This is a genomic window from Pseudanabaena sp. FACHB-2040, assembly GCF_014696715.1.
Classification (GTDB): domain Bacteria; phylum Cyanobacteriota; class Cyanobacteriia; order Phormidesmidales; family Phormidesmidaceae; genus JACVSF01.
Genome location: NZ_JACJQO010000011.1, coordinates 68,074 through 92,450 on the forward strand (window position 1 = coordinate 68,074; position 24,377 = coordinate 92,450).

The 24,377-nt window shown below is 52.2% G+C and carries 24 protein-coding genes and 1 tRNA gene; 11 read left to right on the forward strand and 14 right to left on the reverse strand.

Features of this window, described 5'->3' with window-relative positions; all coding sequences use genetic code 11:
* Positions 1–185: 185 nt before the first annotated feature.
* Entirely contained in the window at positions 186–983 is a 798-nt protein-coding gene (locus tag H6G13_RS14355; RefSeq protein WP_190483912.1) for a hypothetical protein, read from the forward strand.
* A 133-nt stretch (positions 984–1,116) separates the two neighbouring features.
* Here H6G13_RS14355 and H6G13_RS14360 read toward each other — a convergent pair whose 3' ends face one another.
* Positions 1,117–1,422 carry a hypothetical protein gene (locus H6G13_RS14360; protein WP_190483913.1) on the reverse strand — a complete coding sequence of 102 codons (306 nt, stop codon included), beginning with the start codon at positions 1,420–1,422 and terminating at the stop codon, positions 1,117–1,119.
* Between the two features lie 206 nt (positions 1,423–1,628).
* Positions 1,629–2,126 (reverse strand): hypothetical protein, encoded by a 498-nt coding sequence (locus H6G13_RS14365; RefSeq protein WP_190483914.1) that lies wholly within the window; start codon positions 2,124–2,126, stop codon positions 1,629–1,631.
* A 689-nt stretch (positions 2,127–2,815) separates the two neighbouring features.
* On the opposite strand from H6G13_RS14365, the gene H6G13_RS14370 reads away from it, so the two are divergent.
* Positions 2,816–3,607: an MOSC domain-containing protein gene (locus tag H6G13_RS14370; protein WP_190483915.1), complete on the forward strand. Its 792-nt coding sequence runs from the start codon at positions 2,816–2,818 to the stop codon at positions 3,605–3,607.
* A 75-nt stretch (positions 3,608–3,682) separates the two neighbouring features.
* Here H6G13_RS14370 and H6G13_RS14375 read toward each other — a convergent pair whose 3' ends face one another.
* The gene (locus H6G13_RS14375; RefSeq protein WP_190483916.1) at positions 3,683–4,237 is read right to left on the reverse strand and encodes a GNAT family N-acetyltransferase; all 555 of its coding nucleotides are present in this window, start codon (positions 4,235–4,237) and stop codon (positions 3,683–3,685) included.
* A 922-nt stretch (positions 4,238–5,159) separates the two neighbouring features.
* On the opposite strand from H6G13_RS14375, the gene H6G13_RS14380 reads away from it, so the two are divergent.
* Positions 5,160–5,618, forward strand: a complete 459-nt coding sequence (locus H6G13_RS14380; protein WP_190483917.1) for a GatB/YqeY domain-containing protein — start codon at positions 5,160–5,162, stop codon at positions 5,616–5,618.
* Positions 5,619–5,832: 214 nt separating this feature from the next.
* On the opposite strand, the gene H6G13_RS14385 is transcribed toward H6G13_RS14380, so the two are convergent.
* The 3 genes from H6G13_RS14385 to H6G13_RS14395 form a co-directional block, all read right to left on the reverse strand.
* Positions 5,833–6,147 carry a DUF6464 family protein gene (locus tag H6G13_RS14385; protein ID WP_190483918.1) on the reverse strand — a complete coding sequence of 105 codons (315 nt, stop codon included), beginning with the start codon at positions 6,145–6,147 and terminating at the stop codon, positions 5,833–5,835.
* 204 nt (positions 6,148–6,351) lie between these two features.
* Complete coding sequence (gene aspS / locus H6G13_RS14390) at positions 6,352–8,145, reverse strand: aspartate--tRNA ligase (protein ID WP_190483919.1); 1,794 nt, start codon at positions 8,143–8,145, stop codon at positions 6,352–6,354.
* Positions 8,146–8,279: 134 nt separating this feature from the next.
* Entirely contained in the window at positions 8,280–9,359 is a 1,080-nt protein-coding gene (locus H6G13_RS14395) for an adenosine deaminase (RefSeq protein ID WP_190483920.1), read from the reverse strand.
* Between the two features lie 245 nt (positions 9,360–9,604).
* Between H6G13_RS14395 and H6G13_RS14400 the strand changes: the two genes are divergently transcribed.
* The 4 genes from H6G13_RS14400 to H6G13_RS14415 all read left to right on the forward strand — a co-directional run bounded on the left by H6G13_RS14400 (position 9,605) and on the right by H6G13_RS14415 (position 13,377).
* On the forward strand, positions 9,605–10,939 hold the full coding sequence (locus H6G13_RS14400) for an adenylosuccinate synthase (RefSeq protein WP_190483921.1): 1,335 nt from the start codon (positions 9,605–9,607) through the stop codon (positions 10,937–10,939).
* A gap of 46 nt (positions 10,940–10,985) precedes the next feature.
* Positions 10,986–11,279 carry a 50S ribosomal protein L25 gene (rplY, locus tag H6G13_RS14405; protein ID WP_190483922.1) on the forward strand — a complete coding sequence of 98 codons (294 nt, stop codon included), beginning with the start codon at positions 10,986–10,988 and terminating at the stop codon, positions 11,277–11,279.
* A 197-nt stretch (positions 11,280–11,476) separates the two neighbouring features.
* A complete protein-coding gene (locus tag H6G13_RS14410) occupies positions 11,477–13,021 on the forward strand; it encodes an AAA family ATPase (protein WP_190483923.1) in 1,545 nt (514 codons plus the stop codon).
* Positions 13,022–13,086: 65 nt separating this feature from the next.
* Positions 13,087–13,377 (forward strand): hypothetical protein, encoded by a 291-nt coding sequence (locus tag H6G13_RS14415; protein WP_190483924.1) that lies wholly within the window; start codon positions 13,087–13,089, stop codon positions 13,375–13,377.
* A 15-nt stretch (positions 13,378–13,392) separates the two neighbouring features.
* On the opposite strand, the gene H6G13_RS14420 is transcribed toward H6G13_RS14415, so the two are convergent.
* Positions 13,393–14,466, reverse strand: a complete 1,074-nt coding sequence (locus H6G13_RS14420) for an esterase-like activity of phytase family protein (RefSeq protein ID WP_190483925.1) — start codon at positions 14,464–14,466, stop codon at positions 13,393–13,395.
* A gap of 563 nt (positions 14,467–15,029) precedes the next feature.
* On the reverse strand, positions 15,030–15,434 hold the full coding sequence (locus tag H6G13_RS14425) for a phage holin family protein (protein WP_190483926.1): 405 nt from the start codon (positions 15,432–15,434) through the stop codon (positions 15,030–15,032).
* A 189-nt stretch (positions 15,435–15,623) separates the two neighbouring features.
* Between H6G13_RS14425 and H6G13_RS14430 the strand changes: the two genes are divergently transcribed.
* Positions 15,624–15,806 carry a YqaE/Pmp3 family membrane protein gene (locus H6G13_RS14430; RefSeq protein ID WP_190483927.1) on the forward strand — a complete coding sequence of 61 codons (183 nt, stop codon included), beginning with the start codon at positions 15,624–15,626 and terminating at the stop codon, positions 15,804–15,806.
* A 417-nt stretch (positions 15,807–16,223) separates the two neighbouring features.
* On the opposite strand, the gene H6G13_RS14435 is transcribed toward H6G13_RS14430, so the two are convergent.
* On the reverse strand, positions 16,224–16,985 hold the full coding sequence (locus tag H6G13_RS14435; protein WP_190483928.1) for a histidine kinase: 762 nt from the start codon (positions 16,983–16,985) through the stop codon (positions 16,224–16,226).
* 275 nt (positions 16,986–17,260) lie between these two features.
* Here H6G13_RS14435 and H6G13_RS14440 point away from each other — a divergent pair, with 275 nt between their 5' ends.
* Positions 17,261–17,647: a hypothetical protein gene (locus H6G13_RS14440; protein ID WP_190483929.1), complete on the forward strand. Its 387-nt coding sequence runs from the start codon at positions 17,261–17,263 to the stop codon at positions 17,645–17,647.
* A gap of 204 nt (positions 17,648–17,851) precedes the next feature.
* Positions 17,852–18,010: a hypothetical protein gene (locus H6G13_RS14445; protein WP_190483930.1), complete on the forward strand. Its 159-nt coding sequence runs from the start codon at positions 17,852–17,854 to the stop codon at positions 18,008–18,010.
* Between the two features lie 243 nt (positions 18,011–18,253).
* On the opposite strand, the gene H6G13_RS14450 is transcribed toward H6G13_RS14445, so the two are convergent.
* Positions 18,254–18,327, reverse strand: a tRNA-Asp gene (locus H6G13_RS14450).
* 131 nt (positions 18,328–18,458) lie between these two features.
* Entirely contained in the window at positions 18,459–20,045 is a 1,587-nt protein-coding gene (locus H6G13_RS14455) for a TM0106 family RecB-like putative nuclease (protein WP_242028322.1), read from the reverse strand.
* 534 nt (positions 20,046–20,579) lie between these two features.
* Here H6G13_RS14455 and H6G13_RS14460 point away from each other — a divergent pair.
* Positions 20,580–21,779: an aminotransferase class V-fold PLP-dependent enzyme gene (locus H6G13_RS14460; protein ID WP_347277484.1), complete on the forward strand. Its 1,200-nt coding sequence runs from the start codon at positions 20,580–20,582 to the stop codon at positions 21,777–21,779.
* 8 nt (positions 21,780–21,787) lie between these two features.
* On the opposite strand, the gene H6G13_RS14465 is transcribed toward H6G13_RS14460, so the two are convergent.
* The 3 genes from H6G13_RS14465 to H6G13_RS14475 all read right to left on the reverse strand — a co-directional run bounded on the left by H6G13_RS14465 (position 21,788) and on the right by H6G13_RS14475 (position 24,084).
* Positions 21,788–22,372: a DUF4126 domain-containing protein gene (locus tag H6G13_RS14465; RefSeq protein ID WP_190483932.1), complete on the reverse strand. Its 585-nt coding sequence runs from the start codon at positions 22,370–22,372 to the stop codon at positions 21,788–21,790.
* A 100-nt stretch (positions 22,373–22,472) separates the two neighbouring features.
* Positions 22,473–23,243 carry an SDR family NAD(P)-dependent oxidoreductase gene (locus H6G13_RS14470; RefSeq protein ID WP_190483976.1) on the reverse strand — a complete coding sequence of 257 codons (771 nt, stop codon included), beginning with the start codon at positions 23,241–23,243 and terminating at the stop codon, positions 22,473–22,475.
* 64 nt (positions 23,244–23,307) lie between these two features.
* Positions 23,308–24,084: a phosphoadenylyl-sulfate reductase gene (locus tag H6G13_RS14475; protein WP_190483933.1), complete on the reverse strand. Its 777-nt coding sequence runs from the start codon at positions 24,082–24,084 to the stop codon at positions 23,308–23,310.
* Positions 24,085–24,377: the final 293 nt, after the last annotated feature.

Sequence of the window (24,377 nt, forward strand, 5' to 3'; positions counted from 1 at the left end):
AACGGTTCTCACGTTTGTAGAAAGCCAGACCTTCAGATGGTGTTGCCATATTGAGGCTCGAATCAGAGTAAACGCCCCTAAATTAGCCGCCTAGAGTCGGGCTCTGGCTCCATAAGGATTTTGTTATGATAACCACCTGTAGAATCAGGGTACGTAGTGCTGATCTTTCGGAAGCTAGATCAAATATGGACTCTGCTGTGTTGAGTACCCCGTTTGAGCCTACTGCCCTGGCAGAGGCCGACATCCCTACATTGAAATCCAGCCTGTTGAAGCATGTCGAGGGCCGAGACGCAGAGCCAATGGCTAAAAAGGTTCGTTTTGCCAACGAAATCCTAATGCCACTTTTTAGTGAACTTAAAAGGCGAAATCCTACCCCTGATCTAAATCAGCAGATCCCGCTATTGAAAGGAATTTGGTTTCCTGTTTGGTCTACCAACCCTTTTCAAGATATTTTGCCGGGGCGGGTGCAGCAGGAGTCTTACCAAATCTTTGATGACAATGGCTATTACGCTAACCTAGCCCGCTACAAGCCCGGTCGAAAAGCTCCGATTCTTAATCTGATCTCTCGTTGGCTGCTGAGCTACGACCTACTGATTATGCAGAGCTATTCTGTGGAAACTCAGGCCTCCGCTGATCCTGATCGCTCGGCAGTGCCCGACCAGGCTGTTCAGGAGTATTGGGACATTCGCAATGTCTGCATCAAGCAGTCTCTGCGCTTTGGCTCTCTTTCTTTCAGCCCTGAAGCTGCTCAAACTTGGTTCAATCAAAATGTGACCAAGTATCAAGCAGATCCTAAATCTCAAGAGCAAACTTCTGTACCTGTTGAGGATAAGACCCGCATCACTGCTAAGCAATACCAACAAATCTCTAAGGCTAGACCCCAGTTGGATAACCTCTATATTGACCAGGATTTTCGCTTGGTCAAAACCCAACGGGAAAAATCACAGCGCCCTTCCTATACGGTAGCTACGCGCTTGATTTAGTCAAGATTTTGTCTTTAGTGTGGTTTGTGAAGGGGATAAATGAATTGTTAGATGTTGCTCCGTTCGGGTTACCCACGCACAGCTCTCCGAAACAGCCAGGCCGATCCGGCAAACAACGCGATAAAGAACCCATTTAGCCCCAGGATCTCTGCCGGCCCGCTCCACGGAGACCCAACCCTACGCTCAGTGCGATCGCAGTCACAAATGCCTGAGCGAGTGCCGTTGCGGATAAGGCGCGTACCATTCCATGAGGTTGGAGACGCGCAATGATGGCACCGATGATGCCGACAGCGAGCACCCCGAAATACATCAGGTTGGCGGGATCGCCGTGTTTCCCGATGATGCCAACGCTAAGACTTAACCAGATGAGGATAAATGCTGCTGCGATCGCAACGCCGATAGCGGATCGGTACGCGGTACTGTTTGTACGTGTTCGCATGAGCGCATCTCCAATGTGATGCTAGGCTCTGCAATTAAAAGGTGAAGCCGCTACGGATTCTTTGCATCGGACGCAGATAACTTTTGCATCCCGGAGGCAATCTAGATTTTTTCCGAAGCAGCAGGGTTGCTAGCCAACTTGTTATTAACCCACTTAGTTGACATACTACTATCCGCTCACACCTGTTTTAGATGATGGAGGATTTGTTAGTCAATAGCTCTTAACGGTATGTCTATCCCGATGAACCGATGAATCTCGCTCGAAAAACTCTGACATTCATAGAAATCTAGATTTGCAGATGAAAGTGGGAGTATAAGGTTACCTCTCAAAGCCAAACGAATCTGAAATGCATCCCGTCCACGCCCAGCATATCTTTCTATCTCTAATGCAGTGATTTCTCTAATATTGTATTGCGCATTTTTAATATCATATTGTGAGCCAAAAATGCCACATTTTTTATATAAAATCATCCCGGTCTTTCTATTGATAACACACCATAGTTCGCGTTCTTGAAAGAGGAGCACAACAAAACAACTAAAGAAAACTACTATGCCAATTCCAGCCAGTGACAAAATAACTCCTCTAAACAGACAGAAGACTGTGAAAACTAACAGTGCTCCAAGCATCAAAATAATAAGTGAATAATGTGGAGAATAGTGAATCAATAAAATAGAGTTACCCCTACGTTCAACCTCTAATGTCATTGCAGTTTCGACCTGTTTTCAGGTGGGTAGAGCTAGCGGTTGTGCTCACCGGATGTAGATAAGATTCTCGAACTTGATTAGCGATCGCCTCTAATGAAGTTTTGGTAGTAAGTCACTAGTCCTTTAATCTGCTATTCTCTGCGACGTCGACTAATGAAAATCGCCCCACAGGTTGCTAGTAAGCCTCCTGTAAAAATGACATTACTTCTTTTCTGAAGAACCGTTTCGTATAGCTTGTTGTGATACTTCTGAATTGTAAATTTTCCATCTTCAGAATAATAAGATACTGTTCTAGGTGGTAGGTAGACAGTTCCTAAACCCATTAGTGCTACACCTAATACAAAAGTAACCCATCCAAATACACGCGTTTTCTTAACTCTCTAAAACTCTAGGATATTCTGCTAACTCTTCGACTGTCAGTAAGAAACAGTACCCTCCCGTGAAGCCTGACGGTAAGGAGCAGGTTAAACTGGGTTGGCCGTGGAGTGTAGAGCTTGGATTAACTGACGTAGGGTTGATTGGTGCAAAAGTAACCCACAACACGAAATGAGAAAGGATGATTGTGTTGAATAGGAGACGCAAAGCATACATTAGTAGCCATTGCAGCATAAGTGTTGCTGGTATTAACCAGGCGACCTGATCAGATTGCAGGCTGCTCTCTTAGATAAGCTATCAATGAGGATAATGCAATGACTACAGTAGGGGTGATCGAAAGCATTTGGCGCTACCCTGTCAAAAGCATGAGCGGTGAACAGCTTGATGAAGTATTCGTAGCATTTTCTGGCGTAATGGGGGATCGCCTTTACGGGTTGATTAATGATAAAGGCAATCCAGGATTTCCGTGGCATACTGCTCGCGAGCAGGAAGATCTGTTGCAGTACAAACCCCGGTATAAACACCACAGCTTTACTCTCAAGCCTAAACAACTAGAGGCAGCACAAAGTTTAGCCCCTGGTGTAAATCCTCTTTATCCTGACGCGGAACATTTTGCTGTTGAAGTTGAGACTCCGTCTGGACAGGTTTATGACCTTGGCAGTGAGGAGTTTATGTCTCACTTAAGGACTCTAACCAATAGTGACACTCTGCGGTTGCATTTTACTCAAAAGAACCAGTATGACTGCCGTCCACTTTCCCTTTTCTCACAGCAAACTTGCGATCGCTTGAGCGAAGAGCTGGAGATGGACGTTGATAAGCGACGATTTAGAGCCAATTTCTACATAACGTGGAACGATGGAAAGCCGCCTCTTTATGAGAATGAATTAGTCGGGCAGCGATTAAGGATAGGAGATCGTCTGGAAATTAGCATTTTGGAGCGCGACCCCAGATGTAAAGTCATCACGCTAGATCCAGAGACATCCGAAGCTAATCCCAAAGTCATTAAGCATGTTGCTCAAGCCTATGAAGGATACGCAGGCATATATGGAGCCGTATTAGTTGAGGGTGTCGTTAAAGCGGGCGACTCAATAGAGCTTGTAGCCTAACGGTCGTGCTCACCGGACGTAGACAAGCTGGGCCACTTAACCAATCATTTTAGGATGTTCGGCGTAGCGCGGTTGTTAGACAGTGGTCCGACGATCCCATTGCGCTCTTGTAATTCGCCAATCCACCTTGCTCCAGCCTCGTTCAGACATCCATGTAGAACCCGGACGGATGGCAACTACTTCTGCTCCGATCCACTCCGCCAGCCGAGAAATTCGCACGTTTGCGTTGACAGTAGAGCCGGAGATTACCTCTAGCCTTAGTTCCCTGAATCCAAACTCGAGCAGGGCGCGCCCAACCTCAATCGCGTAGGCATATCGTCCCCAATAATCTGGTGCAAGTTCGATTCCCAGTTCCATCTCACCTGCATCACACCCCCTTCCCCGCAACCCGCAGCAACCGACAAGCACATAGGGTTCACGCCGTTGCACAATCGCAAGTTGGTAGTTGAGCCGAGGGCACTCAGAAGCCCATGTGCAAAATGTCTCGAACAAGCGGACTGAAATTTCGGGACTAGCTTCACCTGGTTCGTAGAAGATCTGGCTGCGAGGGTCAGCTTGATAGCTCAGGAATGGAGATCGATCTAACTCAATGAAATCACGCAGCAGAAATCTTTTGGTTACGATCTCCATAGCAACAAGCTTATTGTTCAAACTTGACGGTTACTTCAAAAATTTCTATTTGCTAAGCAAAATTATTGCTGGGCCTTAGAACCAAAATACCCTTAAACCTTGAACTTGGTGACAATCTATATCGAGCGGCTTCTCTGGCTCAAAAAGTCTCAAACTTGATTAGCGATTGCCTTTAACGAAGCTTTGACACCAAGACACTAGTCCTTCAAGCTGCTATTCTCTGCGACGTCGACTAATAAAAATTGCCCCACAGATTGCTAATAAGCCTCCTGTAAAAATGATATTGCTTCTTTCCTGAAGAACCGTTTCATATGGCTTGTTATGATACTTCTGGATTGTAAATTTTCCATCTTCAGAATAATAAGATACCGTTCCAGGTGGTGGGTAGACAGTTCCTAGACTCATTAGTGCTATACCTAATACAAAAGTAGCCCATCCAAATACACGCATCTCCTTAACTCTCTAAAACTCTAGGATAATCTGCCGGTTCTTTGACTGTCAGTGAGAAACAGTAACCTCTCGTGAAGCCTAGCGGCAAGGATCAGGTTAAATCGAGGTGGCCGTGGAGTGTAGAGCCGGTTAGATGTGGATTAGCCCCGTACGGTTGAACTCCTGAGCTGCTTCTAGTACTGTCTATTATTGCGGGAAATGCTTCTGGGCGGGAAAGAGAGAACTTGGTGCTTCTTAAATCCCCTGGGTGATCCCAACTTAGCCTAAGTAAGCTGGGGGTAACCTGGAATTAGTCTGGGCTCTAGCGTCTTGTTTTACCTCCATTGGGGACAAGCACTGAATGTGCCTAGTAGTGGCTGTGAATCTCAGGATAAAATGAGGGAATAGCTGATTAGAACGGTAAAGCCGTAGTGGTGTCACTTTGCTTTAGAAATCAGCTGTCTCAAAGTTTTGCCGTTTACAAGTTTCACCCATGAGCCTCAAGGATCGAATTGGCGAAGATATCAAGGCCGCTATGAAGGCCAAAGATAAAGTGCGCCTAGAGACTGTTCGCAGCATTAAAAAAGTCATTTTAGAAAAAGAAACCACTGTGCGTCCTTCCGGGCAGGATGCATTAACCGAGGAGCAAGAAATTGAAGTTTTGACCCAGCTTGCCAAGCAGCGCCGAGACTCAATTGAGCAGTATAAGCAGGCCGGTAGAACCGATCTGGCTGACAATGAATCTCAGGAGCTGGCTATTCTTGAGGAGTATCTGCCCACTCAGCTCTCTGATGAAGAGGTAGAAGCGGTGATTGACGGCATCATTGCCCAGGCAGAGGCAACGTCTCCCAAGGATATGGGCAAAGTGATGGGGCCTGCAATGAAGGAGCTGAAGGGCAAAGCCGATGGGGCTAAGGTGCAGGCATTAGTGAAGTCGAAATTAGGCGGTTAAAAGACGCGGTGAGGTAGGGGGGGATAGGGCCGAACCTGTAGCGGCAGGTTTACAACGTGACTCACGCACTCCTCCCTAATCTCAATAGGTCTGCCCAATAGATATTCCGTAAAGTGCCTCATCGCAGTGCGTGACGCATTAGATTCTAAACAAAGCAGGCTTATGCAAAATCAGTGCATTGCGCTAAAGCTGCTAGGAAAGAGGCAATTCAGACCTAGTACTGGCGATCAAAGATCTTGGGTGCGTATTCTTTGCAGCCGTCGCAGGGGCCTAGAGGATTGGTGGCACAGCGCAGATAGGGCGACCTGGCATTTAGACTGCAGGTGATGTCACCCACCATGTAGCCCATGCCCTCTACATAGTGCATATCTTTGTCTTGGCTCAGCAGGGCGTTGAGACCCTGGTTAGTAGTCACTTCCAGCGCATAATTTACGTGTTCTGCGGCTTTCCGGTTGGCCCGGTAGCTTTGAACAGCGGAAATAATGGCCGGAGTGAGACCAATGACAAAGATAAGGATGATAACCAGCATGGTTGTCTGTCAAGTCGGGATGCATTTTGCTCATCCTAACGTGACAGTCTAGGCAGGCTATCTATCCAAGTTGAGAATTGGTACGTTGCGTTGTGTTCCTTGATGTTTCGCAACGTTTCGCGCAACTAGTGCTAGCGCTGACCTATCAGGGCTGCAAAAGCATTCTATCGATAGAGATGCGACGAGTCGCGTCTCTACAAGGACCTATGCGTCTTTTTCTTTGGGTTCGTAAGTAGAGGCGACGTGAAGCTCTTTGAGCTGCTTCAGGTCTACACCCGAAGGTGCATTGGTAAGCAGACAGCGGGCCTGCTGGGTTTTGGGGAATGCGATCGCATCTCGAATCGACTCTTCGCCTACCAGCAGCATTACCAGTCGATCGATGCCGTAGGCAATGCCGCCGTGGGGTGGGGTGCCGTATTCAAAGGCTTCTAGCAAAAAGCCGAACTTGTCGTGGGCTTCTTCGGTGGTCAGGCCGATAGCCTCAAACACCTGCTGCTGAATCTCGGGTTGATAGATCCGCAGGCTACCGCCGCCAAGTTCGTAGCCGTTAAACACCAGGTCATAGGCCTGGGCGCGAGCCGTCTTGAGGTCAGCGGTATCGTCTGGGTGGGGAGCCGTAAATGGATGGTGCAGGGCCTCTAAGCGCTTCTCATCCTCATTCCACTCAAACATGGGGAAGTCGGTGATCCAGAGCAGATTGAGCTGATCGGGGGGAATCAGGTTTAGCTCTTTAGCAATGGCTTGCCGCAGCCGGTCTAGCGTGGCATTGACCGTGTCTGTAGGGCCAGCGCCAAACAGCAGCAGATGACCATCGGCTGCCCCAGTGCGCTCCAGCAGCTCCTGCTTTTGCGCCTCGCTCAAGTTGTCTTTAATTGCGCCGATGGTGTCGATGCTGCCGTCGCGCACCCGGATGTAGGCCAATCCCTTAGCCCCTGCCTCAGCGGCAATCTTAAACAGGTCGCCGCCTGGTTTAATACGAACATTCGAAATGGCGTCGTTGCCGCCAGGGATGGGCAGCACTTTGACGGTACCGCCATCGGCGACAGCGCCAGAGAAGACCTTAAAGCCCGAATCTTTGACCAGGTCAGAGACATTAACTAGCTCTAAGCCGTAGCGGGTATCGGGCTTGTCACAGCCGTAGCGCTCCATTGCCTCGGCGTAGGTCAGCCGGGGCAGGGGCAGAGGCAGATCAACGCCTTTGATTGCTTTGAAAATGTGGGCCACGAGCGCTTCATTAAGGCTCAGGATCTCATCCTGGCTCATGAAGCTCATTTCCATATCTAGCTGGGTGAACTCGGGCTGACGGTCGGCCCGCAAATCTTCATCGCGGAAGCAGCGAGCGATCTGGTAGTAGCGGTCTAGCCCCGACACCATCAGCAGTTGCTTAAAGAGCTGGGGCGACTGCGGCAGCGCAAACCACTCCCCAGGATTAGCCCGCGACGGCACCAGATAGTCCCTTGCCCCCTCTGGGGTGGAGCGGGTCAAAATGGGGGTTTCAACCTCAACAAACCCCTCCTGATCTTCCAAGAAGCGACGGATGGATTTGATGATCTGGTGGCGCGTCTGCAGGTTGCTAGCCATGCGCTCCCGGCGCAGGTCGAGGTAGCGATAGCGCAGGCGCAGGTCTTCGCGCACTGACTCGGTATCAGCTGTAGAGACCTGGAAAGGGAGCTGCTTACGAACTGCATTGAGCAGCACGATCTCGTCGGCGTAGATTTCGACTTCGCCAGTCGGCAGCTTGGGGTTGAGCGACTCGGGCGGGCGCTGGCTCACCCGTCCGGTAATGCGGACAACGTATTCGTTCCGCAGATGCTCTGCACTTGTATAGGAGTCGGGGGTCCGCTCAGGGTCGCTGACGATTTGCACAATGCCGGTGCGATCGCGCAAATCCACAAAAACAACGCCCCCATGATCGCGGCGACGATCTACCCAGCCAAAGAGGGTGACGGTTTTACCAATGTGCTCTGCCTGGACTTGGCCGCAATAATGGGTTCGCATGGTTCTAGAAAAACAGCTCGAAAGCAACGCGCTAACTTCAAAACCTTTCCATTATCGCGGATCATGGAACGGTTGAATTTGCTTTTTTGGAGGGTGCGGTCGCACAAGACCAATCCGACTCCCCCAGCCCCTTCTTAAGACAGCAGCAGCGAATCTTCGGCTCCCCCCTCTCTCAGCTCGTCCTCCCTCATATTGTCGATCTGGCGCAGCAGCACATCAGTGAGCAGAGAACTGGGCTGCTTGCGATGCGGCCAAGCAAAGGCATGGCGAAAAGCCGCTTCCTGACAGGCTCTCAATTCGTTAAAGCCGATGACATCGTGGGTCAGCAGACTTTCATACTCAAAGGGCAGCCGCACATTGTGCAGTCCAGCATTGTCGGTGCAGATAGCAATGTCTACCCCTTCATCAAAGCAGCGGTCAAACACTGGCTTGAGCTGGTTGATCTCCTGCAGCGTTCCCGTTTTTAGATAAGTAGTGGGGCACACCTCTAGGCACTGTCCCCGCGCTGCAACTTCCCGCAGCAGCTCCGGATGCCGCAGCGGAATCTGAATGCCGTGGCCAATTCGCATCAGGTAGGGCAGCAGTTTCGGGTAACAGCCCTCAGTGGTTTCATAGAGGTGCCCGGTAGTGTTCAGCCCCAAACTACGGGCATGGGCATAGAGACCCACAAACTCATCTAGCCGCTCACTGTACTGGGCATCTCCGCCAGCTAAATCAACGGCACAAATGTAATTGGGGTATTGAGCCGCCAGATCGACAATGGCCCGGTTCACCTCATAGGGCAGCCGGGAGTGCATACAAAGAATCTGACGAGTAACGATGGGATACTCGGTTTGTTGACTGGCCCGCCCGACAATCTCAATGATTTCTGCCATCTTGTCGATCCGCTCAGACTGCGGCAGATGCTCGGGGGTACGCAGATAGGGCGTGTAGCGCAGTTCTAAATAGGCTAGGTTCTCAAAAATATAAGCGCCCCGGATTAGCCGGTAGATAAAGTAGGGCAGCGCTTCGTGGGTTTGCACACTTTCCACCAGGGTGTGCAACTCCAAATACTCTGATAAAGTATTGCGGGGCCGGGTAAAAAACTCCTCAAAGTCGGAGTAGCCTGTAAACCTCTGAGCTAAGTCAGAGCGGTTGCGCTCAAAATACCGCCACAGGATTCGAGGAACGACTGATCCTCCCAGGTGACGGTGCAGTTCTGCATAAAGACTCATGGTGCCCTCGCGGTAGAGTTCGCTAAAGGATAGGACTTCAAAAACCCAGAAAACTTAAAAATCTGTAAAAAAAGGTATTAGTCTGTTCTAGCTCACAATCCCCATAGTGGGTATATTGTGGGACACATTTGTTTTGAGCGGTAGAGCCCGAATTCAAATTTGCTCAATACTGCTGACCCGATTGACACTAGCGACAATCGGTGACGATAATGGGAATTTGTGTGAACTCTAGCACCTGAATTCCCTTGGCTAACGTCGTTGTAATTGGTGCCCAGTGGGGCGATGAAGGTAAAGGCAAAATCACTGACCTGCTGAGCAAGTCAGCCGATGTTGTCGTCCGCTACCAGGGCGGCGTCAACGCAGGCCACACCGTGGTTGTCAAAGATCAAACCTTCAAGCTCCATCTCATTCCGTCCGGCATTTTGTACCCTGATACAGAGTGTGTGATTGGCTGTGGGACGGTCATTGACCCGAAGGCGCTGATCGAAGAGCTTGATATGCTAGAGTCGCTCAACATTTCAACCGAGCGGCTATACATTTCCGAGACTGCCCACGTCACCATGCCCTACCATCGCCTCATCGACCAGGCATCGGAAGAGCGACGCGGCAGCAACAAAATTGGCACAACCAAGCGCGGGATCGGCCCGACCTATGCAGATAAGTCCGAGCGCATCGGCATTCGAGTCATCGATCTGATGGACTACGAAGCCCTGCGCCAGCAGCTAGAGTGGACGATTCAGTATAAGAACGGCATTCTAGAGAAACTGTATGGGCTGGAGCCGCTTGACCCGGCCAGCGTCATCGAAGAATACGCTGGATATGCTGAGCGGTTGCGGCCCCACATTATCGACAGCTCTCTGCACATCTATAGCGCCATTCGCCAGCGCAAGAATGTGCTGTTTGAGGGAGCCCAGGGCACGCTGCTAGACCTGGATCATGGCACCTATCCCTTTGTCACCTCTTCTAATCCGGTGGCTGGAGGAGCCTGCATTGGTACCGGCATCGGCCCGACGGTGATTGACCGCGTGATCGGCGTTGCCAAGGCCTACACAACCCGCGTAGGCGAAGGCCCTTTCCCAACCGAACTCAAGGAAGAGATTGGGGCATTGCTAGGCGATCGCGGTGCAGAGTTTGGCACGACCACTGGACGACCCCGCCGCTGCGGCTGGTTTGATGCGGTGATTGGTCGCTATGCTGTACGAATCAACGGATTGGACTGTCTCGCGATTACCAAGCTAGACGTGCTGGATGAAGTTGAGGAGATCAAGGTCTGTGTGGCCTACGAGCTTGATGGTCAGATCTGCAAAGAGCTGCCCGGCAGTGCAGGTCAGTTTGCCCGCTGCAAGCCGATCTATGAGACTTTTCCAGGCTGGAAGCAGTCTACCGAGCACTGCCGCTCATTGGAAGATTTGCCCAAGCAAGCCCTGGACTACCTGAAGTTTTTGGCAGAGCTGATGGAAGTGCCCATCGCTATTGTGTCGCTTGGGGCCAGTCGGGATCAGACCATCATTGTGGAAGATCCCATTCATGGCCCTAAGCGGGCTTTGCTCTACGAGAATGGTGCGCCCCAAGTGGCTTAGCCAGTGTCTGTTTTTGAACAAACAATTTTAACGGTGAGAAACTCCCATGGAACTGACAATTGAATGCAGCAAGCGCGACCCCAAATCCAAGCCTAATGCACTGCGCCGGCAAGGTCTGCTCCCCGCAGTGCTCTACGGCCATGATGGGGCCAACTCGATCTCCCTGACCGTCAATGAGCGCGAGATGTCGACTCTGCTTCGCAAGGCCAAGGTTCAAGAAACCCCGATTATGGTCAATATCCCTGACCTGTCTTGGAACGGTGAGGCAATTGTGCAGGAAGTACAGACCCACCCTTGGAAAAAAGAGATTTACCACATCAGCTTCTTTGTTCAAAAGTAGCTGTTGAGGATAGGGCAGTAGCGCGTCTAGTTCCGTAGGATGGGCAAAGCAAGCGTGCTCATCAAAGCCTATACCCTCGAAAGCTCTAGAAGATGGGCACGGGCTATCGCCCTTTGCCCATCCTACAGGGCACCCCATGAATCTAAGATGAGTTCTAGCCAAGGGAAACGACCTTGGCTTTTTTATTGGAGTGATGCATGACTGAAACCGCCCTGCCGCCGATTGTTCAGCAGATGCTGCAGCCGCAGTTCTACCCCCATCCGGTGACGGAACCAATTCGGCTGATGCAGACCCACGTTTCCTACGTGCTGCTAACTGGAGAATATGCCTACAAGCTCAAAAAGCCGGTCGATTTTGGCTTTTTGAACTACGCTACGTTGGAAAAGCGCCGCCACTTTTGCGAGGAAGAACTGCGGTTAAATCAGCGGGGGGCAGCTTCTCTGTATCTGGAGGTAGTGCCGATTGTGGAGGCAGGCGCAGGCTTTGCGCTGAGCGAGGCAGGGACACCGGTTGAGTACGCCGTTAAAATGCGGCAATTTCCTCAAAACACGCTGCTGAGCACTTTTTTTGAGCAGGGACGGCTGACGGAGGATCTGCTAAGAAATTTGGCAGAAGCGATCGCAACTTTCCACCAGCAGGCCGAAACCAGCGACTATATTCGCTCCTTTGGCGAAATTCCTCAGGTGCGACAGTCGATTGATGAGAACTACGACCAGACGGTGAGCTACATTGGCGGCCCTCAAACTCAGGAGCAGTTTGATCAGACCCGAGCATTCACCGATCGCTTCTTTGCTGAGCAACCAGCCCTGTTTCAGCGGCGGATGCAGCAAAACAAAATTCGGGCCTGTCACGGCGACCTGCACTTAAACAACATCTGCTACTGGCAAGATCAGCTGCTGCTGTTTGACTGCATTGAATTTAATGAGCCTTTTCGCTTTGTCGATGTCATGTTTGACATCGCCTACATTGTGATGGACTTGGAGGTGCAGGGACGAACTGACCTCAGCGCTGCTTTTCTGAGTCACTATGTGGAGCAGACGGGGGATTGGGAAGGGTTGCAGGTGCTGCCGCTGTACGTGAGCCGTCAATCATATGTGCGGGCCAAGGTGACTTCCTTTTTGCTGAATGATCCATCAGTGCCTCAGGAGACTAAGCAACAGGCTGAGGCCGCAGCTGCCAAATATTACCGGCTAGCCTGGTCGTATGTTCAGCCGAAGGTGGGACAGCTGTTCCTGATGGCTGGGCTGTCGGGGTCGGGCAAGTCAACCACGGCGCGCGAGCTGACCCGGCAAGCAGCCGCAATTCAAGTACGCTCGGATGCGGTGCGTAAGCACTTGGCTGAGGTGCCGCTGCAGGAGCGCGGAGCGGCTAACCTATACACCCCAGAAATGAGCCAGAAAACTTACCAGCGGCTGCTAGATATTGGGCTGATGCTAACCCAGAGTAACTACTCGGTAGTGCTAGATGCTAAGTATGACCGCCAAGCTATGCGTCAGCCAGCCATTGAGCAGGCTCAGGTCCAGGCTATGCCGCTACGGATTGTCTACTGTGAGGCTCCGCTAGAGGTGCTGAAGGCACGGGTGCAGGGGCGGCAGGGCGACATTGCCGATGCCACGGTGGCGGTGCTAGAGAACCAGTCAATGGAGCCGTTCACGCTGGAGGAACAGCGGTATGTTACAACGGTGGATACAACTGGCAATCTCTTGGAACAGGTAGCCAGTATAGTTGGGAACAGCCAATGACCTGTATCTAGGAAAAGAGTCAGGCTGACTGTGCTGTTTGTTTTTACCCTTATTAGGGATGCGCCGTGATTGACAAGATTGTTCCTACGGCTCTGCGACTCTGGCTGACGTTTTTGCTGCTGCTGGTGCTGCTGGGCTACTCGGTTTTGAGCAGCATTTTGTTTGGTGCGATCGCAGGTTTGGCCGGAGGGATAGTTAATGCCTGGTGGACTACCCTAGGTGGCGAACCTGTAGAGATCGTACTGCCAGAGCCGATTCGTCGCTTTGGTCGTCAAATTCGTGACCGCCAGCCCCGCATCCCGCTGATTCGATCGCTGGCGCGCCAAGAGCGGCGGATTACTCGACCCAAGCGGTAACAGGGCTGTTGAGCTTTAGACAACTGGTTTGCGGCGTAGGCTCAGAAGGCTGAGACCGGTGAAGGCGAGGGCTGCGATCGCACCCGGTTCTGGCACCTTGACTGAGGGTGCGAACAGCAGCCCAATTGGGCGCTTGAGGTTGCCGTTGTTGCTGACAAACAGAGAACGCTCTTTAGTGTCGCGATCAAACTTCAGCACCGACCCTACATTTCCTGGCGTTAGATCAAAGCCGACGTTAAACAGATCGCCCTCTGGGCTAAAGGCGAGGCTGCCAATGAAGTTATTGCTGGGCTGGGTGCCAGTGTAGTTGGTCGGTAGTACCTCTTCCAGTGCGCCCGTCTCAAAATCGTAGCGAAGCAGGTCATTGGCAAAGTCACTGACGTAGAGATCGCCATCTTGGGGTCCAATGGCTAGCCCAAGGAAACTGACAAAGCCAAACCCTTCAGGGGAAGGCGTGGGTCGATCGGCAAACGTCGAGCGTTGACCAGTGCCAATGTCGTACTGCAAGATCAGGCTGGGAAAGCCAACAGAGAAGTCAGGAGTACCGTCTTTAGCAACGCTGCCCTGGGTGGTGACATAGAGCTTGCCATCGGGGCCAAACAGCAGTCCGTTAGGCCCGTTGAGCCCCTCAGGCGTGACCCCATCGCCTGAGGCAAACACGTCTAGGAAAGCGCCTGTCGTGCCGTCGTAGCGCAAGATCTGGTCTGACAAAAAGCTGCTGACATAGAGGTTTTGATCAGGGCCAAAGGCTAGCCCGTAGGGCCGAAACAGCCCACCCCCTACCGCAAATTTGTCGATAAAGGCCCCATTCTTGCCGTTAAAGCGAAAAATAGCTGAGTTTTCAGGGGTAGTGCCGCTGCTGACATAGAGGTTGCCGTCGGGGCCAAACAGGAAGGTATCTGGAGAGTCTAACCCACTGCTAGATGAGACAAACTCACCCAAGAATTGACCGCTGATCTCGTCAAAAGCGACAATATTATTACTGGCAGTATTGCCAACTAGCAAAGCTGCTTCGGCTGGGAGAGCAATACTGCCAAGCAGTCCGGCAACCGAAAGCAGCCCTGGAACCCAGGTGTTGAATGATCTCATGGTGATGCGACTCAGCCCGTAAAATTACTGAGTATTATGAGCGATCGCACCCCAAAAAAATGTTCTAAGGCTGACAGTTGAGCTTGCTTCTTTAAAGAAAGCATAGTTAACTCTTGGGCCTAAAGAGCGTAATTAATTGCCCTAACCATCTCAGTATCTGTATCGGAAATGGTGGTCTGAAAAATTATAGGCAGCTTTGCGTCAACGCCTCAACCGCCCCTAACCCTATGTCCACCCCAGCAAGCACTTCGGCTCAAGGCTGCTCGGCCCGTCAGTGTTGTAAGCCAGTCCAGCACTTGCATAGGCATGAATGGATAACTCTAAACTACCTTTCCCTTTCAAAGTGGCAAGCAGCTCCACACTAGTGAATAGCCCCACATGCAGACAGCAAAATTGCCCAGAGACGCATAACAACACTCCCCAGTCAATGCAGTAATTAAGGTGCAATTGACTTTATAAGGCTTGTTTGTCGGCGCTTGGGCAAACGTAGACTATAGATTTTATCGGGCTTGACGATTCGGTAGATCTACGATGAAAGCTGGGGTTCAATGTTTGAACCTAGCTTAAATGTTCGAATCACTAGATTCGAGGGTAGAGGTAGCGCGACCCTTAAAGAGCGGCAGTTCCCGTTCGCCCAGATACCGGTTCAAGAAAGTAGAAGCCGCTGACAAGATTACCGGACCTACTAGGAAGGCAACCAGTCCGTGAACGGCAAAACCAGGAGTAAATAAAGAGGCTAGCCAGAAGCAAAAGCCATTGAGAACTAAGGAGAACGCTCCTAAGGTCACAAAGTTAATAGGCAGAGATAGAACTGACAGGATGGGTCGAATGAAACTGTTGACCAGGCCAATAACTGCAGCTGCAATCATGGCTGCTGGGAAGTTAGCCAGACTAACACCCTTGAAAAGGATATCTACAACCAGCAGAGCCAGTGCGGTCGATAGAATGCTGAACAGGTAAAGTAACATAGAGTTTCCTCCTAAATTAGGGGATTTGCGTGGAGGCGTTAATAGTCGTTATTGACGATTGTAATCAGCTTGGGGTGAGCTTGATATCTATCTAGGGTATGTGGCTGTTTTGGGTGAATCTTTTAAGCTGGTATGCAATGGAAGTAAAATTTCCCTGTTAATGCTGTTTCTCTTGAGAACAGAAGTGCCATGAAACTGCTTCGTATTGTTCTATCGATTTTGATTCCTCCCGTTGGGGTGTTTATGACCTATGGTCTTAGCAGCACCCTAATTATCAACGTGCTGTTGACCCTACTGGGCTATTTACCGGGCATGATCCACGGCGTGTGGGCTGTGACCAAGCACTATGACAATGTCGGTCAGGGTATCTAGGTTTTTAGCTGTTTTTAGCTATCTGAGACCTGATAACTTAAGACCTTTAAGCGATTAAGAGGGGCTGCGTTGCACTCTCTCCTGGTCGCTTATTTTATTTTCTGAAATTTTTCTCATTGCGATACCAAATCTAATCGCAGCTACAGCTATTGCACCGAGCACAAAAGCTTGTGCTCGGTGCAATAGCTGTGCACTGTCTTAGCTTTATTAAGCTAGTGGGTTAGTATTTCAATAGGTTGGGTTAGCCAGGTAATTCAACAGGTCTTGCAGTTGTTGGTTGAACCTCACTTCATTCAACCCAACCTACTAAATGTCTCTTCTGGGTATGCCAAATCGCTGCGAAAGGCACAATGGGCGCAGAAGTCTGCGCCCCTACTGGAGATAACCTGTAGCTGCCTTTAGAATAGGGCTTGGCTGTTAGGCATTAATCTTTCTAGCCGACTCCCAAAGCTCTTTGAGCCGGGCTTTGATCTGCCGTTCTTTGCGAGCGGCAACGCCACCGAGTTCAGTCAGTTTAACTTCAAATTCTGTCTGAGTCTCTTGCACAGGTGTTATCCCTTTGGCCTCAGATCGAACGCGAGCTTCGTCGTACCAAACCTTGGCCTGATCTAAATGCCCCTTAACATCTTCGTAGCGCTCACCATAGCGGGCAGCTAGATTGGCATCTAGGACGGATAGTTGGGCTCTCAGCTTGGCGTATTGCTCCATTAGTGTTGCAAATCCTTCGCTGTCTCGAATTGTTTGAGTTGTTTTCCTGACCCAAGGCTGAACGTTTTCAGGATGATCTTGGCTGACCGTTTCAATTTCGCTTAGGGCGCTCTCAACGTCAGCTTGTAGGGCTGCTTCGGCTTGATCTACCTGGATTTGCAGCTCTTTAATTTGGGCTTGGGTAGATGAAATGGCATCCTGCTTCGGTCCGATAATGCCTTCTACTGTGCCCTCAATAGAGGCTTGAATGTCGGCTGCGGCGTCGGCGCTGCTGCCCTTAACGTGCTCAAAGGCAGTTACGATTGCGTCTCTAGCTACATAGCGAATTTCGCCAGAACCGGCTTTGACTTCTCGTAGGGCCTCTGCGATTGCCTGCTTAAAAATGCTTCGAATTCGCTCGCTTCGCAGCCCCCCTTCAGCTTTTGCCTTTTCCAGGTCTGCCGCAATTTGTTCTTTCAGAGTCTGGGGCATGATTTACCTTCTTTGTGACAGTCGTTTTAATGGGTTGAGCGTGATTTTTATTGGAGGCTGCAGTTTCTCCAGTCTGTCGATCGTAACGAATCGTCCTATAGCCCTTTCTCCGTCCGAAGCGGGAGGCCTCTCTCTATCGCAAGAGATACAGACTCATCTTTAAGCGCCATGCTAAGCTCTCGCAATTGATGCTTACCTGGGTTCGCCTGCTGCGGCTGCCCAATGTTTGTTGCGGCTATGTCGTGATTGTGTTGTGACTGTATGGAGATGGTGGTATGAGCCTGAATCGTGCATTTACCCTGGCAATAGGAACGGCTGTTTTGGTGAGCCTAACGGCGGGACTGCCCCTCTTTGCTCAGGAGACGATGGAACCCCCTGGTGTACTGGTGGCCCCTGAGGAGAGCTTGGAGCTGCCAGAAAGCGAAGAGGTGCCTACTGATGGCCCAATGAGTGAAGCAGACCTAGAAGAACCTGAAACCGATGAGCTGCTTGAGGAACCTGGAGCAGAGGATCTGATGCTCGAAGCCAGTGAAGTCGAGCCAGCGTTGTTTGAGGAGTCAGGAGATTTTGATTTTGATGCTGAGACTGGTGCTGAGGTGGATGGAACTCAAAATGTGATTGAGTCTATCGAAGCCCCTGAGCCTCTCGAAGCGCCCGAGTAAGACAAGAACTACCTAGACGTTACTAAACCTGATCTCCCGTAGGGCGTGCAGCCACACGCCCTTTTGTGTGTCTAGTGTCTTTGTTGGGTTTAAAGTCCTGCTGGCGAGTTAGGCCGCAACCTTCCTTGTTTTGGGGACTTTGCAGTTTTCTCCTTAGGCTGCTTAGTTGTTGTGGTGAAATGTTGCCCTAATGTTGCCTAATAGATGCCGATAGATCCCACCAAGAAGACCACGGTTCGCATAACGGTGCCTAAGGACATCCACCAAGAGCTGAAGGAAGTAGCCCAGAAACGAGGTATTTCTATGTCTCAGCTATTTCTCCAAGCTGCGATCGCAACCTATTTACCGGATCGCCCAAGTTAAGCCCTAAAGTCGCCGTATGAGAGCGAATAGGATGCTCTTAGCCGTTAGATAGGCAGCTTTTAGTTAGAAGTTAGGTAACTTGGTGAATGAACACAGTTAGATTACACACCTACTAATGCTGCGCATAGCCTGCTGCATGGCTACGCTAAAGCGACAGGCTATGCGCATCATCCCCTGGCGGAAGGATGAATTATTAGCTTGCCTAGCTCATCCACGAGTTAAGTAATTTCTTTGTTGACTTAACGGGACTGACGGGATTCGAACCCGCAACTTCCGCCGTGACAGGGCGGTGCTCTAACCAATTGAACTACAGTCCCTCGTAGAGGGGTTTCCTCGTCCGAGGTGCCTCAGGTGAGGCGATTTATATAATGACAAGCTTTGGTAGCTTTTGTCAAACATTTTCCAAAAGTTTGTTCCAGGAAGTTGGCCTAAAAATTTTGGGTAGGGCTTAAGCCTCGGGGTACCAGAAAGGCTGGGCAAACTTTGTTAGCCAGTCTTTGATGCGATAGGTGGCGCGGCAGTCGTCTTCGTTGTAGCGGAGGATGGCTTCGAGGTAGGTGCGATCGCACGTCTCTAGCCAGGCGTTGTACCAGCAAATGGATTGGGCTCCGTTGGCCCCTTCATCGCGCCAGTCAAAGCCAATCCAGCGGGCGATATGCTTGAGGGCGTAGCTTTCGACCGGGAGCGTAACAGACTCGGTAATGCTTTTGTGGACGTCAAAGAACCGAGTCAGCAGCGTTTCAATAACTGGGTCGGGGGTGCCAAAGAGCTGGCCTAGTTTGCGCACAGTCTGAGCTTCATAGGGGCAGAAGTGATAGATCGGTGCGGTGGGGTAGTCGTGCACCAGCTCCAAAAACTGCGCCCAGGCAGTTTGCTCGGCTTCGGGAGATTCTGCCAGCAGGGCATGGAAGGTTTCTTCTCCAGTGCGATAGTCGACGACTAAAACACCGTGTAGATAGATCAGATCTTGGTCGGGGGCCGCCTCGATGTCAAAGTACAGCTCGACTTCGGCAGAGGGCAGATCAGCCGGGTGCAGCGCAAAGGTCTGGGGTGGATGGGGCGTAGTGCGTGCGATCGCACGGTTGCCCAGTAGGGCTTGGGCCTGGTGCACCAGCTTTTCGGCCACAGGTTCACCAAAGCCGGGCAGCGGCGCGAGCTGCTGGGGGTTGGCGGCGGCTAGCGCTTCAACCGTGGTCAGGTGGCGCTCCTGCAAGAAGACATAGCGAGCGGGAGTGACTCCCGGCAGCAAAGAGAGGTGTTGCTCTGCTTTAGCGCTGCTGTAGCAGTGGCTAAACCAGTAGCAGAGGTCGCAGCGGCTATGGGAGATAAAAACTTCGGGCGGCTCTAACTGGCGTAGGTCGTAAAGGCAGCCGTTGAGCGTGTCTTGGAGCTTGAGCAGCTGCCGCTCTAGGTCTACGGCATAGATTTTGCCTTCGCGCAGAGCCAGCCAGCTAGTTTCTGGCCACATGCCCTGTACTCGCGCCAAGACATAGGCATGAAAGGCCGCAACCACCTGATAGTCGAGCTTGGGTTTTTTGCCTAGCTTGATGTCAATAGTGGTGTAGGTCCAGTTGCCCCAGTGAGACCAGCCGGGCTGCTTGATCAGCAGATCGGGCTGGCTGACTAGCTGAATGCCTTCAACAGCGGAGTCGGCAACTAAAACGGCCTGTGCGATCGCATCGATGCCCTGAGCCATCAAATCTTGAGTTGCCTTTGCACCTGCTGTCCAGTCTCCTTTGGGGTAGCGCGGTCGGTGCAGCGGCTCGTACTCTTGCATCACGCTGGAGCGATGCACAGTGCTGTCTTGCCTGAGTTTGGCTAGGTAGTCGCTAGGGGGGTCTTTGGCTGTAGAGCTGCCGTATAGATCTAAAAACGCCCGTCGGCTGCAGCGCTGATAGTGAAACAGGAGATCATCAGTCAGCCAGCGAACGGGCGTTTTTGAGTTGGGGGTAATTGTTTCAGACGGAAATCTCAGGGGGGCTAGATGGCCACCCCCCGACTCAGGTCGTTGCGGCAGGGGGTAACTAGCAGACAAGGTGATGTATGGAGGCAGGAGAACAGAACAGCGTCAGCCTGGATATAACCTGTTTCGTCAGCCACGGCAGCAAGCCTAGACGAAGCGGTTCCTGCTTCTGCGAACTAGCTGAAGCAGTAGAGCATGGGTTGGAACACGGGCCACATCCCCACGGGATCATCGCAACTAGAGCCTTTAAGTAATGGTGGCGGTAGCGAAACCTCAAACCGGATCAGCATAAGCCAACCGGACTCAGCACCTTCCACAAGATGAACATGCCTTATTGACAGTTATACCGTATTACGACAGATGACAGCACAGGAATAAACGATATGCAAGAGGGGAAGCATCTTTTTCTATTCTTGAAGGTCTGTCGATGAGTCTGTCTCTAGGTACCTCTAGTTAGGGGCGCAGACTCCTGCGCCTACTGCAAAATCTGAGGTTCCACAATTTTAGTCAACGAAAACCGAAAGGAGAACCCTACTTAGAGGCTCCGGGAAATCCGGTTATCCCTCACACTGGAAAAAGATCTAGATGCAACTGATGGCTTGGCCTGTGAATTCACCTTCTTCAACTCAGACTGACCTGGCTATCTTCCGGCAGCAGTTTCCGGCGCTGCTCAATAAAACCTATTTCAACTACGGCGGTCAGGGACCCATGCCCCGCGCCGCGCTTGATGCTATTTTGCAGGCTCACGAACGTACTCAGCAGGAGGGGCCGTTTTCGGTTCAGGTGAACCAGTGGGTAGGGGCTGTCGGGGCGGCGATGCGGCAAACGATGGCGGGGGAATTGGGGGCTCCGGTAGAGGCAATTGCCCTGACTGAAGATGTAACGGTGGGCTGCAACATTCCTCTCTGGGGCGTGGATTGGCAGGCGGGCGACCACATTTTGATGACGGACTGTGAGCATCCGGGGGTGATAGCGGCGGTGCAGGAGATTTGTCGCCGCTTTGGAGTGACAGCCAGCACCTGCCCAATTCTCAGTACGCTCAATGGGGGCGACCCGGTAGCGGTGATTGCTCAGCACCTGCAGCCTCAGACCCGAATGCTGGTGGTCAGCCACATTCTTTGGAATACGGGACAAGTGCTGCCGCTCAAGTCGATTGCTCAGCTCTGTCATGCTCAGGCCCGTCCGGTGCTGGTGCATGTGGACGCGGCGCAGTCGGTGGGGTCGCTGCCGCTCAATCTGACGGATCTAGAAATCGACTTTTATGCGTTTACTGGGCACAAGTGGTGGTGCGGGCCAGCGGGGTTAGGCGGGCTTTATGTACGGCCTGGGGTGTTAGAGCAGATCCAGCCCACGTATATTGGCTGGCGCGGCATTACCACTGATGCCAGCGCTAACCCCACGGGCTGGCAGCCGACTGCCCAGCGCTATGAGGTGGCAACCTCAGACTTTGCGCTGATGGCAGGGCTGGAGGCTGCGATCGCAACCCACCACACCTGGGGCACTGCCGAGCAACGCTACCAGCGCATCTGTCAGCTCAGCCACTATCTCTGGCAGCGGCTAAATGAACTGCCGGGCATTCAGTGCCTGCGCTCGGCTCCACCGGAGTCGGGCCTGATCTCTTTTTACGTGCTGGAGCAGGGGGTGCCCTCGCCGCAGCGGCATCGGCAGCTGGTCAAAGACTTAGAAGATCGCGGCTTTTTGCTGCGGGTGCTGCTGTCGCCTCACTGTGTGCGGGCCTGCGTTCACTACCTAACGCTGGAGTCGGAGATAGATGCTCTGATGGCCGAAATTGTCTCCCTTCTGTGAGGCGGGGATCAGGCAGCGTCTTCGGGAGTCCGCAAGCGAGAATTTTGGTAGGTTTTTAGGGCGAATTGGATTGCGATCGCAAGCATCACAGCGACGACGACCAAGACCACCAGCGGCAGGGCTAGGGCCAGAAACGACAGCAGCAGGGCTCCGAGGATTTCTGCGATCGCAATTAAAAAGTTCGCCAGTCCGCCTGTGGTGGCAGTCGAGACGAGCCGTGTGAAGCCGCTCAGTCCCCTAACTGTGGCTGCGGTGCCACCGCCCGCAATAATTGCCAGGCTCCACTGAGCAAAGGGATCGAGCTGATTAGTAGCCAGGGCCATCAGCAGCGTTCCGGCAACCGTCGCCAGCGGCAGCGCCACGGTTTCGGCGAGCGCGTCCAGCCAAGGAATGAAGTAGATCAGCATCTCAAAGGCCAAGGCTACCAGCAGGCCAATGAAGGCGGGATAGGTGCCCAGCCAATCCAGATTGTCCGCCAGTGGGACATGGCCAAACAGGGCCACCGCACTCAGCACCAAAAACGGCGCAACAATACGAAAGCCTGCCGCTGCCCCCAGCCCCAGGCCGATGCCGATGCTCTCAAGCAAGTCCATAGAAAATATTGAAAAGCAATACCTAGACCCTAGCTTTCCTGGCGCTGACCTGCATGGACAATCTGTCTGAATGAGGGCCAAATAGGGGGCTGAATTGGGTTTACCAAGGTAAGCGGCTGCCGTCCCAGGAAAAGAATTCGCCGCTGTCGGTTGACTCTAATTTTTCAATCACCGCCATTAGCTGAGCGACCGTTCGCTCCACGGGAAACAGTTTTTCGGGCGGCACCCCTCGCTGAAAAGGCTGTGAGAGCTGGGTGTCGGTGGTGCCAGGGTGGAGCAGGGCCAGAATCGTCTTCGGGCTTTTGCGGCTGTACTCCACGGCAGCGGTGCGAAACAGCATATTCAGAGCGGCTTTCGAGGCTCGGTAACCGTACCAGCCGCCCAGCTGGTTGTCGCCAATGCTGCCGATCTTGGCCGAGATCGCGGCGAGGACGCTGGGCGCTGAGTGCTTGAGTAGGGGCAGGCACTGCTTGGCTAGCAGCGCTCCCCCGATGCTGTTGACCTGGAAGTAGCGCAGCAGTTGATCAGCATTGAGCTGGCGCAGGCTTTTTTCGGGCTGCAGGTCGCCCTCGTGGAGCAGGCCGACGCAGGAAAGCACCAGGTGGAGCTGGGGCGTTAGGGTGCTGAGGGTTGCGATCGCGCCCTCAATCTGAGCCTCATCCGTCAGGTCGAGCGGTAGGCAATGCAGGCGTTCTGGCTGTTCTTTCTGGAGGGCAAATAGGGCTTCAGCCCGCTCAGGGGTGCGGTAGGTGGCATAGATGCGCGAGTAGCGCTGGTCAGACAGCAACTGCCGAACAAAGCCCAGGCCGATGCCTTGGTTGGCTCCCACAATTAGGGCATTAGCAGCGTGTAAGGTATCTCCAAAGGGCATAGCAAAGCGAACAGTAAAGGCCACTTGTAGCATGAAGCCTTTTGCTGTTGCTAGCAGAGAGCGGCTAGAGCGAGCTGGAGTTTAAACTCTCTGCCTCTTCTGCAGTCTGTGGCAGGTGCAGCCCGCACTCCTGCTTTAGCCCATTAAAGCGGGTATTGCGCTCGTCACTGTCGTCAGCGGTCAGGGGCCGACTGGAGTGCCAATCACCTACGGTCACGTAGCCATGATCAAAGAGCGGATGGTAAGGCAGATCGTGGGCGACCAGATAGTCGTATATGTCTTTCGAACTCCAGCGCAGGATAGGCAGAAGCTTGTAACGTCCACCCTGTAGGCCAAGCGGCTGCAGCGTTTTGCGGTGGTCGGTTTGGTTTGCTCTCAACCCCGCCAACCAGGCCGTTGCGCCCAAGTCCCTCAGGGCTCGCTGCATCGGCTCAACCTTGCGGATCTGGTCGTAGCGATTGAGCGAATCAACATCCTGCTGCTCCCAAAGCTGTCCGTAGAGGGCTTCCATGCGGGCCGGACTCAGGGGCGACTGATAAACCTGCAGATTGAGATTCAGCCGAGTGGTCAACTCCTCAGCAAAGCGGTACGTCTCTGCCGGTAAGTAGCCCGTATCTACCCAGATTACGGGAATTCTGGGAATCACCTGGGTCACTAGATGGAGCATTAGGGCCGACTGAATGCCAAAGCTGGTACTCATCACCAGGCCACCGCCAAAAGTCTCAGCGCCCCACTGCACCAGCTTGATGGCGTCAGCATTGCTAAAAGTTTGATTGAGCGCATCTAGGTCTAGCGCCGGCTGATCTAGGTGCGAAGTGTGCTGTAGCATCGCCTCGGTCATGAGGCACTCCCTATCTAAAACACAAGATTTTGCCAGCACAGACAAGCTTTACCGGCAAAAACCACTACTGCATCATAATCGAAATTGTTCACCCGTCTGACGCTTTAGAGCAGAGGCAAGCGGTTGTGGCTTGATGATTCTCGCTTGGGGTAGATTGCCTGCTCTATTGGTTTTGCTAGTGTACTAGCAGGCTTTGTAATGTCTAAAAGCCCCAGTTGGACCTGCCCAGGTTCAAAGTAGGGCTTTTTTTCAACTTCAGTCACTACCATCACTATCAACTGATTTATCAGTGG